This is a genomic window from Roseivirga pacifica, from assembly GCF_900111145.1.
In the GTDB taxonomy this organism is placed as follows: domain Bacteria; phylum Bacteroidota; class Bacteroidia; order Cytophagales; family Cyclobacteriaceae; genus Roseivirga; species Roseivirga pacifica.
Genome location: NZ_FOIR01000006.1, coordinates 83,212 through 101,000, shown reverse-complemented (window position 1 = coordinate 101,000; position 17,789 = coordinate 83,212). Strand labels below are relative to the sequence as shown.

Genomic DNA, 17,789 nt, shown 5'->3' with positions numbered 1-17,789 from the left:
GGTTAAATAATACAGATAAATATTCGATTCGTGGAGATGGAATTAACACCTCCTAAAACCCAATCACCATCTTACCACTTATTTGTCCCTTCTCTTTGAGCACTTTACCAAAGTTGGGTTGCCCTGCTTCTTTATTTAGTTTGGAAATAGTTTCTATGTCGCGGTCGTCATAGTAAAGTTCGGCATAGCCGGTAAAGGTCATTTCAAATTGCTTTTCATTCATTTTTGTAATGGTGACTGAGCCGTTTTTCATGTCGAGCATAAACTCCATATGCGAGTCTTCGTATGGGAGAAAGAACGCGAGTGAGTAGTAAGGTTTGTTGGCTGTTGGAGACTTAGGGACATTGCCTGTCATCCCGGCACTTGCCTTCTCGGCTTTTTCCAGCTCTTCGTTTAATAGGGCTTCCAATGCTGCTAAGGCATTTTGATCACCCTTTGCCACTTTCTCTGAAAGCTCCTTTACCCTTTCCTCTTTCGACTTCATCGATTCGTTAATTGTCTGCCCTGTAGCAGCGGTTTGCTTGGCTTCGCTAGAGTTTTTGAATTGCTCCATATGTGCCTTTTCGTCTCGCCCATACTCATGCTGAGAGTAAGTCAGGGTTAATGGGTTTTGAGGGTTTGGAGTAGTTAGGTCATGGTGGTTTTCAATAGAAAAAACCATACGCACACCAAATTCGGGGTGAGTGCCAGGAGGAACTTCTTCCGGTGATGGAATCCTAAACTCGCTGGTAGAAATAAGTATGTGAGGTGAGGTGTTGCTGTAGTTCTTTTCTTCAATAAATGAGTTGTTAATCCGTATTGAATTGAAGGTGAACTGAATTTGATCTTGGGCCTTGATTGCTTTGGGGCTGCACAAAATAAGAACCGCGAAAAGAACAAGTTTAGAGCGCATAACGGTAGATTATAGTGATGTACTAATTAAAGTATTGAAATATAGCTACTTGTTCTAGTCGTGTCAATCACGCTGGAGGTGTATTCTTTTATGAAAGGGCTGAAATGGCAGAAACATGCGGTGGTTAGTCGATGGCCAATAGTCTATAGGGAATTATTGGATTCCGTCATTGCGAGGCTCAAGTCCTACATTAGCAAGAACTTGGGCTTTGGCAATCTGTTTGTTTCTAGTGCAAAGACTCTCAGCTCGTAACGAGAAGAGGTTTGTTGGTGTAACACCAACAAAGTATGTAAAACGACTTTTCCAATATCCTCATTTTAAAGGAGGATGAGTTAGTGGTGCTTACTTATCCCTTAATGATTTTCTCAATCTCTTTACTTCTAGTCATTAGTTCTGTTTTTGAGAACCTTTTATTTGTCTCCTCTTTAGGATATTTATGCCACTCATCAAGTTTATTTATACGTAATTTGGTTATTTCGTGCCGAAAAAATTGAAACGTAATATTTTCTATGCTCATAGCGAGATTAACAAAATCTTGTTTTACTATTACCCCAGTTTTTATTATATCCGAGTCAGTCCCTGCTTCTGATACTTGGTGATAAATTGTCACTAAATAGTCCTGAAAGAAGGATAGTTCTCGTTGCAAATCAGTATTCAACCAATGGGAGTTTTGATGAATTATTTGAAACATCTCTTGAAGAAAGAGAGAAAAATGATCAAATGATTCCATGCATGACGGGTAGGAAATAACATTGCTGTCTTCATCTTTCTTTCCTGTTCCTATCACACTTCTTGTTTTTTTAACGAGGCTCAAAATTTCTTCATGTGCTTTAATACGCTTATCTAAAATCTTTTCGAGAACTCTGAGTTTAGTTTCCTTTCTCTTAAGGACATGGTTGTTTAACGAGGAAAGTGTCGTGCCAATGATTACCCCGGTTAAAGCAATTATTGAGGTTAGTAATGAATTGTCCATAATGAAGTTTTAATAGGTGGCTCTTTGCAATTCAATGCGGTCTCTCCAAATCAACTTTTGGAGCTCCTCGTTATAAACGAGGGTGATGGTTTACTCCTGATTCAATTCCCGGATCTTGATGTTTCTGAAAGCTACTTTCCCTCCATGTTCTTGCAGTGATATATAGCCAGTTTGCGCTTTCCCAAAATCTTCCCAAACACCAAAAGGCGACTTGTCAATTAAGGCCTGCCAGTCTGGTCCGTTAACTGGGAATTCAAGCACTTTTACATCATTAAAAATCAGAAAACCTTCATTATTTTCTTGGTCGATATGCAGCAGGTATTTGTTCCATTCGCCAGCATGTTTGCTCACAACTTGGCTTGGTGGCATCAGGTTGTAAAGTGATCCAGCTCGGTTAATGTCGCCACGCTCGGTTACGTATTCTGTCCAGCCATCGTCCAATATTTGAATTTCAGCTCCGGTGAGGTAAGGGTGCTCATACTTGTCGCTTTCTATCACTCCCCACATTAGGCCAGAGTTGCCGTGTTCGCCAATCATCCATTCTAGCGAAAGCTCAAAACTGGAGTATTGCTTGTCTGTAGTAAGGTTGGCACTGGTGGATTCGGTGCGCAAAGCAGGGTCGAACAGTATCACGCCTTGGTCTACCGTCCAGCCATTGTATTCTTTGCCATGGCCGTAAACATGCCAGCCATCAAGGGTTTCGCCATCAAATAGGCTTATCCAGCCATCGTTTTGTTGGCAACCGAACATAGCAATGCAGAGTGAGAAGAGGAAAATTGCGTTTCTTTTCATAGGTGTAGTGGTTAAAAAATCGGCTTCTCTAGTTAATGATTTTTTTTCAAACCTAATTCTTGTTAATTGTGAGCGGAAAAAACGCGCTACTCATAATATGAAGACGAATCAATTACTATTGGCCGCACTTTTGGCCGCATTCACCATTTCTTGTTCGGGTAAAAAGGACAATACCGATAATTATGACATTAATGGTGCTGGAAATAAAGCACCTAAAGAGGAAAAAGCATCAACTCGCGTTGACTTGGAAAGCAAGGGTGTGGGGCCTATCACTTCTGTGGATATTCCCGACACAATTGATGAAGAACTTGCTAAAACAGGTGAAGGAGTATTTAAGCAAAGCTGTGTGATTTGCCACAAGGTGGAAGACAAGTTTATTGGTCCTGCAGTGAAGGGAGTAGTGGATAGAAGGTCTCCTGAATGGATTATGAACATGATTTTGGAACCGGCTAAAATGCTTCGTGATGATCCTTTGGCAAAAGACTTGTTTTTGGAGTTTAACGGATCGCCAATGTCGGACATGGGCCTAACGGAAGAGCAGGCTAGGGCTGTGTTAGAATACTTTAGAACATTATAAGTCCGGTTTTTGGAAAACCAATCTGGTCCATCGAACATTCGCTTTATTAGCGATTAGGCTAGGTTGGTTTTCTTTATGCAGCAAAAGCTTTAAACCATTTGCTGAAGCTGCTTTAATAATTACTTTCTCATCTGTCGGGTAAATTTTTTTTCCCAATCCTGCCGGACCGTTTCTCAACGACACTGCGAAAATGCCATCCACATCTAGCAATTGAGCAGTCCGTTTTATTGCTTGTTTTTGCTCTTCACCGTTTATGTGATGCCAAACTCCAGAGGCTAAAATGAAGTTGAATTGATAATTGCTGTTTAACATTTTGAGTATGGGCAGACTATCACTTATCCATTCAACTTTGTTTTTGAAGAGTGATTTGCCAACTGCAACCATTTCTGGGTTAGGCTCTACAGCAACCACTTTGTGACCCAATGCCGAAAGATAATCCGCATCTCTGCCGATACCCGCTCCGAGGTCTAGTATATGACACTTTTCTTTAGGGATATAGGCCAGAAAATCTTTGTGCAGTAGTTCAAAATCGATGGACAGGGTTAATGAGGTAAACTTTTCTAATGCCTCCGAATAGCCTTCAATTCCTTTGATCATAAGGTGAAGTTAGTTGATTTTTGATTCGGTATTCAATTGGTTAATTATCAGAATTTTAAGTATTTTTAATCTTGTCGAAGGGCGAAAAAATAAACACATGAAAACATCACGCTACGCACAGGAAAATAAGTCCACTTCAAGTCGTTCTGCAGCCAACAGTCAGTTTAGCGGCCAAGCTGCTGCTCAACGGGTTGAAGAAGAGGAACCGGTTCAAAATAAGGTTGTTAGCCAATTAATGCCCGAAGAGGAAGAATTAACTCAAGGTAAGTTTAATACCGCACAACTAATGGCTGAAGAAGAAGAGCCTGTGCAAGGTAAATTTGAAACCGTGCAGCAAAAACCTAACAAAACGGGAATGCCCGATAGTCTAAAATCGGGTATTGAAAATCTTTCAGGGGTAGATGTTTCTGATGTTCGTGTGCATTATAATTCGCCAAAGCCAGCACAAATGAATGCCCACGCATATGCCCAAGGTAGTGATATTCACATTGCCTCTGGCCAAGAAAAGCACTTGCCGCATGAGGCTTGGCATACTGTTCAGCAGAAGCAAGGCCGTGTGCAGCCTACCACAGCTGTAAATGGCGTTGCCGTAAACGATAATGTGGGGCTTGAAAAGGAGGCTGATGTGATGGGGGCAAAAGCCTTGAATACTAAGTAGCTATTTTTATTTCAGCGCAAAGACTGTAAAATCGTCTTCAAGGTAGTTGTCTATCACTTGAACGTGGTTGCATAGCTTGCTGCAAAAATCCACTACCTTACTTTTGTTGTGTGCTTTGAGCAGATTGTGTTCAGGGAATTTCGTTTCATCCAGCATATTAAAAGCCACTCCTTTATTCGCTGATTTGATCATGTGCGCAATGGTTTCCCAGTAATAGATTTCATTTTGGCATTTGTAACCTAAGGCTCCAGAGGCAAGGATATAATCTACATCTTCAAAAGTCATTTTCGAGAAATCGCCCTGTACAAAGTAGGTGTCCTTTAAGTCGCCATAATTCTCTTGGGCAATTCTGAAAAACTCAGGCATATGTTCGACACCTATATAGGTGAAGTTTTCAAAGTGTTCGTCCAAAAAAGGCTTTAAGTCGCCATAACCACAACCGAGGTCAAGAACATTCGTGCCGTTTAAGTCACCAATTTGAATGAGTATTTCGAACCTTTTTTGCTGGCTCATGGTGTTTTTCCAGCCTAAAGACTTTACAGAAAGGTCGCCAAACTCATTGAGCCGGTGTTCGTGAAAACTCTGCATGTTGGCTTTTTCAATGATGTTCATGGTTTGTGATTTAGGCTTTGCCTTCTTTTTGATGTTCTTTTTTAATGCCCGAAACAATGTCCTTCATAAACACCTTTTTCGAGTCTCTTTGAATAGCTTTTATGGAGCAATGTCTCAATACATTGGTAATGGAACCGCCCGTGATCTCGTATTCATCGGCAATTTTCAACCAGTCTATCTTATCATCTATTTGCAGTTTGCCATTGAAACCTTTCTCCCAAAGTAGCAGTCTCTGCTCTCTATCCGGAACGGGAAAGTAGATCATAGATTGAAATCGCCTAGCAAAAGCATCGTCCAAATTGCCCTTTAGATTACTGGCAAGAATGGTGATACCCGCAAAGTCTTCAATACGTTGCAGCAAATAAGCCACCTCTTGGTTTGCATGTCTGTCGTTCGAAGAGGTTGTATTCGTTCTTTTTCCGAAGAGTGCATCTGCTTCATCAAAAAACAGAATCCAGTTTTTGTTTTCAGCCTGATCGAACACGTTGGCCAGGTTCTTTTCTGTTTCGCCAATAAATTTCGATACGATCATAGACAGGTCAATCCGATAAGTATCAATGCCCAAAGCCTTACCAATAAGACAAGCGGTTAAGGTTTTGCCAGTGCCTGGTGGGCCATAGAACATGGCACGATAGCCTTGCTTTACCCGCTTTTCCAAACCCCAATCATTCATTAGAGTATTACCGTGCCTAATCCATGTAATAATATCTTCAAGCTCTTCCCGCACATGGTCAGTTAGCACCAAGTCCTCCCAATTAAGTTTTGTTTCAATCCGTTTGGCAGGAAATTGAGTGGAATATTCAGGGCGATATGCTTCGCCCATAGTGAGTAATGAAAGGTACTCGTCTGAGATTTTCAGCACACTGCTAAGCAAAGGCTCATCCATGTTGGTCTGGCCTTTTTCCATTTTTAAAATGCCATGGCGGAAGAAAAAGTGCTCTGGGTTAAACAGTTTGAGGAGGTTGAGCCTTTCTTCCAAGTTGTTGCCAGACAGTACAAAAGCCAGGGTTTCCCCAGTTGGGATAAAACCGCTATGGAAGTTGCCGTGTATGCCTCCAAATTCTGTGTAACCACGGTTCAGACTTTCGTTTTTGGTAAACAGGATATCTAACAAATTGGGGCGTACATGAGGAATGAGCGCCAGAATGAGTGCAATCCGCTCTGCAAAACTCATGCTGTAGTAGCTTACTAAGCCACCGTAATAAGAGTCTTCTTTATTTAATTCAGGAGGCGGAATGTCGTAAATGCTTTTTTGTTCTGCGTTAACATTCAAATAGGTGTTCAGCCTAGTGTGCAAAACCTCTTCGAACCAAGTGAGCTCTAGGTTGATTGTTTGGGCGTTTTTTGTGATTGGTGTCATTACCATGTTACATGAATTGGTTTCTTTGTCCAAGGAAATTTTATTACCGAGTAACCCCATGGCATTGAGTCGAGCAGCACATCTAGGGTTTTCTTTTCTACGCGAAGCTCTATGCTGTCGTACTTAATTTCAACAATGCCCGACCTTTGCAAAAAGCTTTCACGCAAGGCTTGAGGCGAGGTGTCTTTCATGTTAGGCCAGTTGCCAATGGCACCATTTAAAAGGCTTTCTGAAAGCTCTTTTTCTTGCTTGGTAAGCCCCAAGTCGGTTGCTATTGGAGTGCCTGGTGCTATGCCGCACAAAAGCTTGTTGAGGTACAGTTCGTATTCCAGCGGCTCGTCTTGCCCCGTTGCCAAATAATGGAGAAGATGAACACCTTTGACCGCATCTTCAGGCGTTTTGAAACTGTTTTCTTCTAGCAGATTCAGCATTTGAAAATACTGGGTAACGAAAGGCCATAGAATTACCAGCCCGGCATTATGAACAAGTACTCCTTTGTCTTGATCGTCATCTTCTTCCTCAGAGTTTTTACTTTCATTTCTTTCTAGCGCGTTTTGAACGGTCGATTCATTTTCGTTTTTGACTGAACTTTTAGCTTGATGGAGCTTTGCCCAAGAAAGCGGGAGAGTGCTTTTCATTTCCTGCTTTAATTCATTCAGTAGCTCGTCCAATGCTTGCTTGCTTTGCTTTAAATCGAAACCAAGGTGACTAGAGATTGCGGATAGAAGAGCACTAAAATAGTCGTGTTTGTTAATGTGTTTAGAAGAGATTAGGTAGCTGAGACTAAATGCATGGATGATCTGCTGAATACGCATTCTGTCTATATTTTTATAGTGCTTTAGGAGTACAATTAAATCGTGATGATAAGCCTCCATGAACATGCTTTCTTTAGTTGTGAGGCGCTTAAGAAGTAATTGCTGTTCATTTGGGCTAAACTGTTTGAAAATCATAAATAAGCGTTCAGCGGATAGGCCTTTTTGCCTGAAAAGCTGGATGAGTTTTTCTGCATTTAGCTGTGTGCTTTCAAGCTCTTTGACCAGTGATTTTTTATAAGTGAATGCCCATTGCCCATTCTTGAAGGTTGCCTCAATGAAAGCGTTTAGTTCTGCAATTGAATCACCTTTTGTATTTGATGATATAGCATGTGGAAGTTTGGCTAAATAACTGTTTAAGAACTCTAAGGCTTGATTGGTCAATAATTGCTGTAGCAGCTTTTGTGTTTCTAACCCTGCGGCCTGTATAAGTTTTGCAAAACTGCGCTCGGTATAGCCTGCTTGTTTTATCAGCTTGATTAATGACTTGGTATCTATCGGCTCATTGGCCGCTAACCAGCTTTCTATCGATGTGTGTTTTTTGAAGGAAGGAGCCAAGGCTTCGAGTATCGTAATTGATTTTTGTGATTGATAGGGCTGATTTTTCGTTGCTTTTTTGGTGTTGTTGAAGGTGTCTTGCAACTCTAGAATAGCGCGTTTGAATTCGTTGGTTTCCGGTACCTTTAAGCTTGAGCCAATAGAAATAAAGCTGGTGAAAAGGGTCTCGAAATCAATATTAAAGTGATGCGATAATTTGTGCAGGGTAGTCATTATAAATGATTTGAGATTGAAGAAGGAACCTCTATCGCTCACTAATGAATAAATGATCACATCCCATTTTTGTAGCGTTAGGCTTTCCGATTTAGTGGCCTGCTCACTTTCGAGTTTTTCTAGGGCTTTTATATAAAACTTAATGGCCGTTGACGACTTGGGTTGTACAACTTCAATCATGCGGATTTTTGCCGGCTCAGATAGCATGGAAAGCATGAATTTTCGCTTGTGACTCATCGTTAATTGCGCCAACAATAGCTGACGAAGTTTTACGGTGTGTGTCTTGCTAATCTTTAGAAAGATGTTTTCAAAGCCAGAGAGTCCTAGCTTATGCTCTGCGGCCCACCATGGGTTGGTCAAGCGGCTTACAACATGTTGCACCCAGTTAAACCTAACTTGTTCAATAAGTTGTGTGCTTACTGCTTCGTTTTTTCGCCTTTCGGCAGTCAATTCTTCTTGTTGAAGAGCTTGGAGAACAACCGCCAAATCACTCGACTTAATTGATTTTTCGGTCTGCTTGAGGTGTATGAGTGCGTGGTGAATAAAATCTTGAATATTGATATTGAAGTGAGCCGCTAAGTTTTGGAGCGTACTTTTCACAAACGATTTTAAGTTAAATCGCGAACCTCGATCTACTAGTAAGGCAGAAAGAATAAACTCCCATTTAAGCTTTCTGAACGTACTAGCGTTCGCACTTATGGGCACTGTTTTTTGTGCTCTTATTTCCTCCAGTTTATCGGCAACTTCAAATATTACAGGGGCGTCATTGGGCTCAATAGCTACAATCACTTTTTTGATATACGCCTCATCTAGAAAGTCGATAAGTCGTTTTCTAAAGGCATAGCTCTTTCCGTGTTTAATAATGAAGAGGCTTAAATCTTTAGAACCGGAGTCAAGCTGTTCTTTGAGTTGGTGGAGTAAATTGGTTTTGCTGAAACCGCCATGAGCCGGTAATAGCTGACCTGTTGTTAGGTAATCCCAAAGTGCTGCGATAAGCTTTTTTTGTCTTTGCCGAATGGTTGCCTCTTTGGGTAGAAGTTGCGCTAGTTTTTGTTGCGAAGACTTGGTCAGTTTGAATTGCTTTAGCCACGTTCTGAAGTCTTTGTTAAGTGCTTGTCTTCTGATTGCTAGGTTAAGCTCGCGGTTTTCTTTCTCCAATTGCGCATTCAAAGCTGATTCAATAGCGCGTAATTTTTTTCGATCTGTTGGCAGCTTACCGTTTGATAAAACTGTCAAAAGCTCATGAGAGGACATATAGTTGGCTTTTGTCTGTTGGTCTGGCGCTACCTTTTTCGACCCTGCTACTTCTTCTGTATAGATTTCTTGAATAATAGAAGCAAGGTGTTGCCTTTTGTTCGGAGGGAGTTTAATGGCTGTAATGGCCGACTGAAACTGCTGCAGTAAGCTTACAAACTCAATGTTAAAGTGCCCCGCTAGCTTGAATAGCAATGAGTGAACAAAGTCTTTGGTGTTAAAATAGGAACCTCTGTCGTTGAGCAAATAGGTCAGAATGAATTCCCAAACCTTATGACGAAAGTTGGTTCGCGAGGTTCTAATTGCCTGCTTTTCTTCATTGAGCTTAATGGTGTCTTTACCGATCTCGATAACAATTTTGGCTTCGGCAGGAGAGAGCTTTTCTATGAGTTTGTAAATGGAGGCATCGCTGGCATTAATGACTAGCCGTTGGATGAAATGCTTAGCTCCTTTATGCTGCTTGAGCAACTGAGCCAACGCATTGGGGTTGCTTTTGCTTAGCAATTCGATCAGTTGTTTAGGGGAGAATCTGGTATGTGTCTTTCCCCACCAAGGCAATACACCGTAGTGTAAAAAATAGGTGAGCAGTTCTATTTGATCAATCTCATCACTTTTTAGTATCTCCTTTTTCTGTCCACTTTCTAATTGAGAAAACTGGTAACGCAGGTATTCAGATAAACCTTCCTTAACCCTTTTCGGAATTTCAAACTCTAGCTCAGCCTCTGGAATTCCGCCAAGGTTCAAGGTGATTTCATCGAAGCGAATATTGAGCTTGTCCTTGTCGTACTTCTCCAAAACAGCTTCTATTGCTTGCTGCAGGGAATGCGAGGCGATTGCACTGATTCGATCTTGAAGTTGTTTAGCCCGCGATTGATCTGAATAGCTTATCTGAAAAACCTGCTTTTGGATAACGTGCGACTGCTCCATAACTATTTCGGGCTACGTTTGGCAAAGTGCAGTAGGTTATCCGAAATCTGGTTGAGCGTATCAAAGTCTATTTGTGACTTTCTGTTTTCGAATAGCCAATCATCGTACATGCTTTCAAATAGCACCATGTCATTCAAGCCGAGCCATTTGAAGTTGATGCCGATATGCGCGGGAGTATTCTTGCGGAATAGTATTTCCACCAGGTTTCTGAACTCTGGATCTTTAAAGCGGGCAGTCCAGCCACTGAGGAATACCGTTATAGTAAAAGAGTAGTGGTGCAGCGGGTGGTTGCTGTTCTCAACTTCTCGTTTGAATTTGATTTTTTCAGGATCGTAGATGTCGAAATCGGAGAAGCGACCGAAGAATGCCTGAATTTCTCTGGCCTTTATTTCGGCCTCTTGTTGGCTATTGTACTTTTGGCTGCATCGGCCAATTGTACGGTCTCCATCTTTCCAAACAATTATCCGTTGCCCTCTTCTGCTGAGTTCGTAAGTGGGCGAAAGGCTTCTTAATAAACGGATGTCTTTCCTAATGCCTTTTTCAATGCCCGTAAGTTTATGGGCTTTTGTTAACCTAAAGGACCAGTCAGCGCTGGGATCATTCAGTAAAATGTTTACTCTTACCTTTTTATCTCTTGGGCGAAGAAGAATGTGGTCTAAGACATAAAACCCTTCGCTTCCCAAGTTCATTTTTACCAGTTTTTGCTTGAGATTTTCTGCAGCTTGATGAGCGTTATCGTAAGACCGATACGTGGCTAGCACCCTATAAATTCCGTTATGCTTTTGCGCTTTCCGTCCGTTCTCATCTATTTTAAACTCAAAAACATAGAGCGGTTTTCCCGAAGATTTTAAGAGTATTTCCACCTTTTGTTGCTCTTCAGCAACGTTCATGGAGTTAACGTACTCCCTCAGGTCTTTTTCGAGCGCGTCTTTATGTTTGTGTGTATCATGCAGGTGCTCCTGCTCCTCTTTCATCTTGAAAAGCAGCAAGTAGGTGTTTTTGGTTTTTGGGGAGCGAATAATCCTTAGGTTGTCCTCCCAAATTCCTCTTCTAAAAAGATCTTCGTCTATTTCAATATGCTTTAAAGAAGTCTTTTTGACGGTTTCTTCAGCATCAATTTCGTTTTCAAAAAGTGCTACAGATAAGCGAGAAAAAGGCTGAAGCTCGTATTCAGGATGTTGCTTTGCGATTTCAGATGTGGAGCTGGGGAATTTCTTATCGAATCGAACCTGTTCATTTAGATTTGTGGCAATTCTCTTTACTTCCAAGGGTAACCCTAGCGTTAAACGCACTCTTTTTTCTAAGACAGAGATGTTGGGAGAACCGTTTTTGAGCTCTGCGTCTTCTCGCCAAAGCGGGCTTGTATGGTCGAAGGATCTGGCCTTGTCTCCACTCAGGTGAGGGTAGTTTTCAAGAATGTTGATCCAGTTGTTAATCGTGTGTTGTCGGTGTGTATCACGATCGAAGTAGTAGTTGAATTTCTCAGGTGAAAACTCCATGGTGTCGTCTCCAAACCTTGCCAACAGATGCGCTAAGAAGTTCTTTCTTCGATGATAAAAGCTGTCCAACTCAGCCATTATTTGTTTAACAACTTTATTAAAGGATTGCTCAAAATCTTCAGTGGGGCTTTTTTCAAGTTGGCCGACCACTTTGTACAGTTGTGGAATATCTGTTGGTACCTGTGTGAAGTAGCTTTTCTTGAGCTTTTTGTCGAGCGAAAACAGCTCATTGAACCTTGATAATTGAGCTAAATAGTTGGTCATTATTTGCTCAAAAAAGATCAGGTAAGCCTTTAGCTGATAGATCTGGGCTTTTCGTGTGGCGCTGGCTTTCTCAGGAATTCCATCTTTTGAAAGACCATATACTTTTGGGAAATGATGTTGTATGGAATGATACTGCTCTATTTCGAAAGGCTCGCCCTTTGGAACTTCAAAATCGTAATTGTGCTCGTGTTTTTGTGTAAATCTCAGCTTTACTTTGGCTTTGAGTGCTTTTAAGTATCTATCTACCTCTTTTTGATAGAGGTGAATGTGCACGCCATCTTTTGCATAAGAGAAGAAGTTGTGGTCGTTAGCATTTTTGTAAATTTTAGAACCTAAGGCTGCCGCATGACTCCACTTTACTACTACAACTTCATCAACCGTCTGGCTCGCGAGCTCGTCAAAATAGTCTACGTACTCGTTTTTGCCTTCCTCGTTCTGCTTCTCAATAAGGATGTTAAAATGCTCTATAGCTTTCACACCTTCAATATTTCTAATGGCATTTAGCAGTTGATTGCTGTAAAAAATGCTGTCTTTTTCTCTTAAAAAGTCATTGTTAATAAAGCCGTTTTTGAGCTGAGGGCCGTCAAAGATCTGGTTTACATTAAAACCTCTATCGAGCATTTCTTTGAGCGAATAAAACCTTAGTGGCCGAGTAATTAGCCGTTCCAACTCTAGTATAATATTGGCATGAACGGCTTCTGCGATCACATTGCTTTCCAACTCAATGTTGGCTTGAACATAGATTTCTTGCTTTTTGAGGAGGATTACGTCCTCAAATGCTTCACCTAAATTGCTATGTAAATTGAGCTGCTTTTTTACCTGTGCTTGTGTCGTTTCAGGGTCAATGCCAGATTCATAGTCAGGTTCTAACAAGGCCAGGTAAAGCCCTTTTATGTTCTTTCTTCTCGTAAAACTGTTAAGCGGTAGTATCCAGATATTTCTTACGCCTTTAACCCTGTCGATAATGAGTTTACGATAGTCTTTAGTTGTAAGCGGGTTGGAAGGAAGAATTTGGGCTGCTGTGTAGAAAGTGTCCTTTTTCGGCTTCCCTTTTCGGGCCTTTTGTTGAGAAGCGAGTAGGTCTACAAAGTCGAGGTTGCTGCGATAGCCAAGCTCAGTAAGGCCGTATGCCAGCTGCTCCAAGATGGTAATTCCAGGGTCGTGTGCGTTGAAGTCTGTCCAGTTTTCTCCAGCTAGTTCTTGAATAAAGTCGAGCCCTTTGGACTTTAAGAATTGAAAGTCTAATGCTTCAGGTACTTCCTCATTTTTCGATATGGTCTTTGGGCTGGCCATTCGTTATTTCGTTTTCATGTAATGCTCAGGAATTCCCATTTCTTCATCATTCCACAATTGAGTAATGAAGTATTTGATCTTTACACCTTTACCCAAGTTTTGGGTGGTTCTAATTTGCAAGGCATAGTTGTATGTAGTGCCAACCCACCTCAGTTTGATCTTGATTGGTCGCCATAAGCTGAAGCGGGTGTTGAGCCTTTTTATGCGGTGATGCGAGTTGCCATATGCGCTGGAAGCAATGGCATGAATTAGCGCATGCTTACCCGACTTGTGAATGCCTGTTCGGGCAATTACCTCAAAAACATTACAGTGGTTAAGGCCACCAACAATGGTGTGCCATTTACCATCTGCCGGTGCTGTAGATTTTTCGGCTGCTGTGCCTAAACGGCCTTTCGAGCCTACAAAACCATCAACATCGAGTGTGGTTTGGGGCTGGTCATTATTGATGCCTACTTTGCCTTCGTTGGTTAGCGTGAGTAAAGGTTTCTTTAGCCCTTCATGAGTAAAACTGAGCTGCCTGTTCAGGCTTTCTTTTACTTTTTTCTCTTCAAGGTTAATGGACCATTCTGGGTCACTATCGGTTATTTTATAGAAGATAGAGAGCACTTTTTTTGCATCTCCGATAGGAGAAAGCATTAGCCCGTCTTCCATCGATTTAGAAAGCCCGTCATCAATCTTGTTGATCGAAGAGTCAATAATATCCTCAAAGTTGCTCTCCGTAGGAAGGCTACCGTTCTTGAATAATGACTTAAGGGTTTTTCTATCTCTAATCGACATCTTTTTCCTTTTAATCCGAGACAATAAAGTCTATTCCCAACTCCATATTCGAGATGCTCCTCGGTTTGGCCGGCTGGTACGTTTTGTCATCTATTGGCGTTATATCGTGCTTTTGTGCCGAAACCAGAATGGACCATGGAAAGTCTGGCCTAATTTCGTTTTGATTGCCGCTGACTTCGGTTTGTTCTGCCGCAGTATCGTAAAAGCTGAATCTGCCTCTTCTTTGCTTAATGTTTACCAAGGAGAACTCGGTGACAAAAGCCACATAATCTAGCTGCTCTAAAAAGGTAAGCACCTCCGATTTATATATGCGCTTGCCAAACACGAGCGGCATTTTGTAGTCGTTCAACCATGGGTTCAAATACATGCGAATGTCTTCCTGTATTTTGTCTTGGTAGTAATTATTAGACTCAGGGCCATCAAATCGCACTTTACAGATAATGCGCACTTTCTGAAAATGTGGATTAATAACTTCCGTGTTTACAAATGGCGAACTGTGCTTATCTAGGAAATCGCCTATTTCTTTGAGCGATTGCTTGCTTACGCGCGGGTAGTTGCTGTTTACACTAGCTTCAATCGCTGGTACCACAACTACTCTTACGGCACCAGGTATAAACCTTCGGTTGATGTAGTCTTTGTCTAATGTTTGCTCCGCTGCAAAGCATTTCACTTTGTATAGTTGTTGGTGTTTTTCTAGCGCCAACTCTTCGTAATCTTGGGTGGTAATGGCCCTGTTTTTATGCCGAAGCCTTTCGCTTACCCTGTCATAAAAGTCGGCAGGTTGCTCTGCTGGTTTACCTCCAAAACTCGGCATGGGCTGAACAACCGCACTAATTTGAGGAATACTGTCCTTGGTGCCCTCAATGGTGTTGGGAGCCAATCTTTTATTCAGATGAACTGGACTGGCTGATTTGTCCCAAACAGATAAAATGCCGTTTTCGTAAATTTTAACCAAGCGGCCATGCGCTAATGTTTCGTGCTGAATAGTTGCCTTTACCCATAAAAAGCTATCGTCTAAAACCGTGTTGTTTCGGTTGATGTCTTTAGGAATCCTAATGTCAATAACTCCAGAATTGATGAATTGATTGGTCGTGTCATTCATTATTCCATGACCTTGGATAGGCAGCCATTGGTTGTCTCTTAAATACCACATGGAAATTTGAGAAGGACTTATGGCGTGATCCGACTCCATCAACTCGTTCAATACAAATAGCAATGAAATGTGGCCATTGCGAGGATACTCGTCCAAGGCTAATAGTAGACTACCTTCTCCGGGTGTCTCATCTATTAGTTTCACTGTTTGTCCGGCAGTTTCTAATGCCTTCTTTTGGTACCCGAAGGGTGATAATTCGTAAAGGTGAACCTCTTCGGCTGAAGTGCGATTTTTTGTTCTCGAAATGGCTGTTGCACTAGCGCTATAGCCTACTGTTATTTTTTGAATTTTAGGCGAAAATGGAAGTTTCGGCTGCTTTAGTGCAGGGCCTTTTCTTTTGGGCTGAGCATTTTTCTGAACTGTTTCAGAAAGTATAGTGGGATAACTATTGTGCCCAAAAGCAAAATCGGGGCATTGAAGCGAGCACCGTAAAAAGCCTTCAGAAGTATGCTGGTCGAAATGATAATTGCTAGCCTTTTGAGTAGGTACATGACCGAGTGACTGTAAATTGGTCGAAATGTGTATTTCACTTTCGTATGCGTCTGCAATCTGTACGTCCTTGAATGTTTGATTCGGGAATATTTCCTGACCATTTGGTTCTCCATGGTCTTCAATCCATTTGCCGCCTTTCAGTAGGGCCTTTTTTATTCTGTAGTTGGCCGTGGTAACTTCTTCAGCAATTCTTGAATCAACATCGTTGTTTAGGTATTCATGGTAGTAGCTTTCCATGCCGCCATGCGTAATTGGGAGGGAGAACCACTCAATATTTAGGTCTATGTTTTCTGTCTTTTTAGAAAAGATTTCTTCATGACCTAATACGAAATAGTCACCTTTTTGAGGGATAACTCCGAATGGCTCAAATGGATTAGCCAAATCAATTTGACCGAATGTGTTGAATAATTTGGTGCCCTTTAAGGCCTTGGTTTGTGTGTTTATATGAATGTTCTCTACCTCCATATTGGCTAGCAGGCTATACAGAAATAGGGAGCATTCATGCTTCAGCATGATTTGAACAAATGGATGCTCAAAAACGGGCTGTCTTTCCAGTTTTGATTCACAGTGCTCAATAGGAGGCTCATGCGCTGCTATTTCAATAGTGAATATCCATTGGCTGTTTTCGCGATCTAGTTCAAAACCGTAGTGTGCTAATGGTTTAATGGATACTTTTTGAGAAACCGAGAGTTCAAAGGCACTTGAAAAAACTTTGTAGATAGTTTCTTCTAGGCTTTGGTTATTTTGAGTACTCACTTGCTGTAACAAGTCGAGGCTTTCCTGAAAGCTCGCTTGCTCAAAACTCAATGTAATGGTGACGTCTCGTTTGCCACTCGCTAGATTTAGTACATGCGATGAGACAACAAAACCTGTTTTTGCCTCGACCATATTTCGTTCGTCTTGGCTTTTCATTACCTGCCCTTCGCCAAAAGGGGGGAGGTTGTTTAGGCTGAAGTATGCCTCTTTCGTACGCGTAGTTTCACTGGCGTAAATGTCGGTTATAAAACTGTCGTAAGGCTTTTGATGATATCGTTCGTCAGTTGTTTTTAATAGCGTGCATACTTTTCTGACTTTAGCAGAAGTCAGGTTGGTCGGGTGAATAGTTTTGTAGTATAGTGGCTCTCCCAATTCGTTCGTTCCTGCTTTTAAAAGCACACCCTTATCAAGAAAATGATGCTTCACCTCTGGCTTAATGGCCACACTAACAAATGCCTTGTCTGGTTGAGCTGGCTCTTCCGCTTGTTTAAGCACGTCTCGATAGTAGAAATCCAAGTGCCTTTTCGGTAGCTCATTTTGAATGTCGATGGCATATTTGAAAAGTTTTAGAAAGACGATATACAGCGCAATGTGCGGTTTACTGTTTTGCATTTCGGAGAGTGCATTTTCCAACACCTCCTTCGACTTTTCAATAATATGGTAGAACGTGTGGTGAAAAACAGTAAAAATCTGCCTTAGGTATTGAAGGTCGTTTGAGTTTTTCTCTTTGTCTAATGCTTCAAGCAGTTCTGTTGTTGGAATCCCTTTGTTCCAAGCACCGAGTAAATACTTAAAGTCATTGACCTTAGCCTCTTCCCAATTAGCCTCAGCTTTGAATTGGTACAGGCTTTTTAATTCTTCGTTTAAGTCTCCTCTTATCGCACTTCGTATATCGAAAATGATATCGCTAGTAATCTCATTTTGCTGCAGGTGTGTGCTGAAATAGTCTAGCTTTTTGGCCATTCCCAAAATAATGTCGGCTAGTCTGTTCAGGTGCTTGGATTGAAGGCTCTCATTTGAGGTGGCGCTTATTTTCTCTAACAGTTGTTGTGCCTGCCAGTCGGAGCGGCCTATGTTGTAATTAGAAATGCCAATGAGCAGGATGAGGTTGTCTCTATTGAAAAATGCTCCCCAGTTATCAATAGGTACACTATTATCGGCTAAATATTCAGGGCTTAAAAAGTTTATTTCCTCAGCGTACCTCCTTACAAACTCTAGCACATCCGATAAGGATCTGTCATCAATTTTGACAAAGCCAGGCATGAGTTCCGCTTTCTTGCGGTCCTTTTGGCTTAGCCCATTGAATATGTAATTGTCGCTGCTGCTCACT

12 protein-coding genes are annotated in these 17,789 nt (G+C 41.5%); 2 read left to right on the top strand and 10 right to left on the bottom strand.

Annotation, left to right across the window (positions count from 1 at the left end; translation table 11 throughout):
• Positions 1-52: 52 nt before the first annotated feature.
• The 3 genes from BMW98_RS20135 to BMW98_RS20125 all read right to left on the bottom strand — a co-directional run bounded on the left by BMW98_RS20135 (position 53) and on the right by BMW98_RS20125 (position 2,657).
• The gene (locus tag BMW98_RS20135; protein WP_090261285.1) at positions 53-892 is read right to left on the bottom strand and encodes a hypothetical protein; all 840 of its coding nucleotides are present in this window, start codon (positions 890-892) and stop codon (positions 53-55) included.
• A gap of 346 nt (positions 893-1,238) precedes the next feature.
• Positions 1,239-1,865: a hypothetical protein gene (locus tag BMW98_RS20130; protein ID WP_090261284.1), complete on the bottom strand. Its 627-nt coding sequence runs from the start codon at positions 1,863-1,865 to the stop codon at positions 1,239-1,241.
• Between the two features lie 90 nt (positions 1,866-1,955).
• Positions 1,956-2,657: a 3-keto-disaccharide hydrolase gene (locus tag BMW98_RS20125; protein ID WP_090261282.1), complete on the bottom strand. Its 702-nt coding sequence runs from the start codon at positions 2,655-2,657 to the stop codon at positions 1,956-1,958.
• A 97-nt stretch (positions 2,658-2,754) separates the two neighbouring features.
• Here BMW98_RS20125 and BMW98_RS20120 point away from each other — a divergent pair, with 97 nt between their 5' ends.
• Complete coding sequence (locus BMW98_RS20120; protein ID WP_090261351.1) at positions 2,755-3,234, top strand: c-type cytochrome; 480 nt, start codon at positions 2,755-2,757, stop codon at positions 3,232-3,234.
• On the opposite strand, the gene BMW98_RS20115 is transcribed toward BMW98_RS20120, so the two are convergent.
• A complete protein-coding gene (locus BMW98_RS20115) occupies positions 3,229-3,831 on the bottom strand; it encodes a class I SAM-dependent methyltransferase (protein ID WP_090261280.1) in 603 nt (200 codons plus the stop codon). The genes BMW98_RS20120 and BMW98_RS20115 overlap by 6 nt on opposite strands.
• Before the next feature lie 97 nt (positions 3,832-3,928).
• Between BMW98_RS20115 and BMW98_RS20110 the strand changes: the two genes are divergently transcribed.
• Positions 3,929-4,489 (top strand): eCIS core domain-containing protein, encoded by a 561-nt coding sequence (locus BMW98_RS20110; protein WP_090261349.1) that lies wholly within the window; start codon positions 3,929-3,931, stop codon positions 4,487-4,489.
• A gap of 6 nt (positions 4,490-4,495) precedes the next feature.
• On the opposite strand, the gene BMW98_RS20105 is transcribed toward BMW98_RS20110, so the two are convergent.
• From BMW98_RS20105 to BMW98_RS20080, 6 genes are read right to left on the bottom strand one after another with little or no spacing between them, the layout of a single operon-like run.
• Positions 4,496-5,101: a class I SAM-dependent methyltransferase gene (locus BMW98_RS20105; protein WP_139177718.1), complete on the bottom strand. Its 606-nt coding sequence runs from the start codon at positions 5,099-5,101 to the stop codon at positions 4,496-4,498.
• Between the two features lie 10 nt (positions 5,102-5,111).
• Positions 5,112-6,461, bottom strand: coding sequence for an ATP-binding protein (locus tag BMW98_RS20100; RefSeq protein ID WP_090261347.1), 1,350 nt, complete (start codon positions 6,459-6,461; stop codon positions 5,112-5,114).
• Positions 6,461-10,225 (bottom strand): contractile injection system tape measure protein, encoded by a 3,765-nt coding sequence (locus BMW98_RS20095; protein ID WP_090261277.1) that lies wholly within the window; start codon positions 10,223-10,225, stop codon positions 6,461-6,463. Before BMW98_RS20095 ends, BMW98_RS20100 begins: the two co-directional genes overlap by 1 nt.
• Before the next feature lie 2 nt (positions 10,226-10,227).
• The gene (locus BMW98_RS20090; protein WP_090261275.1) at positions 10,228-13,281 is read right to left on the bottom strand and encodes a hypothetical protein; all 3,054 of its coding nucleotides are present in this window, start codon (positions 13,279-13,281) and stop codon (positions 10,228-10,230) included.
• Positions 13,282-13,284: 3 nt separating this feature from the next.
• Positions 13,285-14,058: a hypothetical protein gene (locus BMW98_RS20085; RefSeq protein ID WP_090261274.1), complete on the bottom strand. Its 774-nt coding sequence runs from the start codon at positions 14,056-14,058 to the stop codon at positions 13,285-13,287.
• A gap of 10 nt (positions 14,059-14,068) precedes the next feature.
• Positions 14,069-17,788 (bottom strand): baseplate J/gp47 family protein, encoded by a 3,720-nt coding sequence (locus BMW98_RS20080; RefSeq protein WP_090261272.1) that lies wholly within the window; start codon positions 17,786-17,788, stop codon positions 14,069-14,071.
• Position 17,789 lies beyond the last annotated feature (1 nt).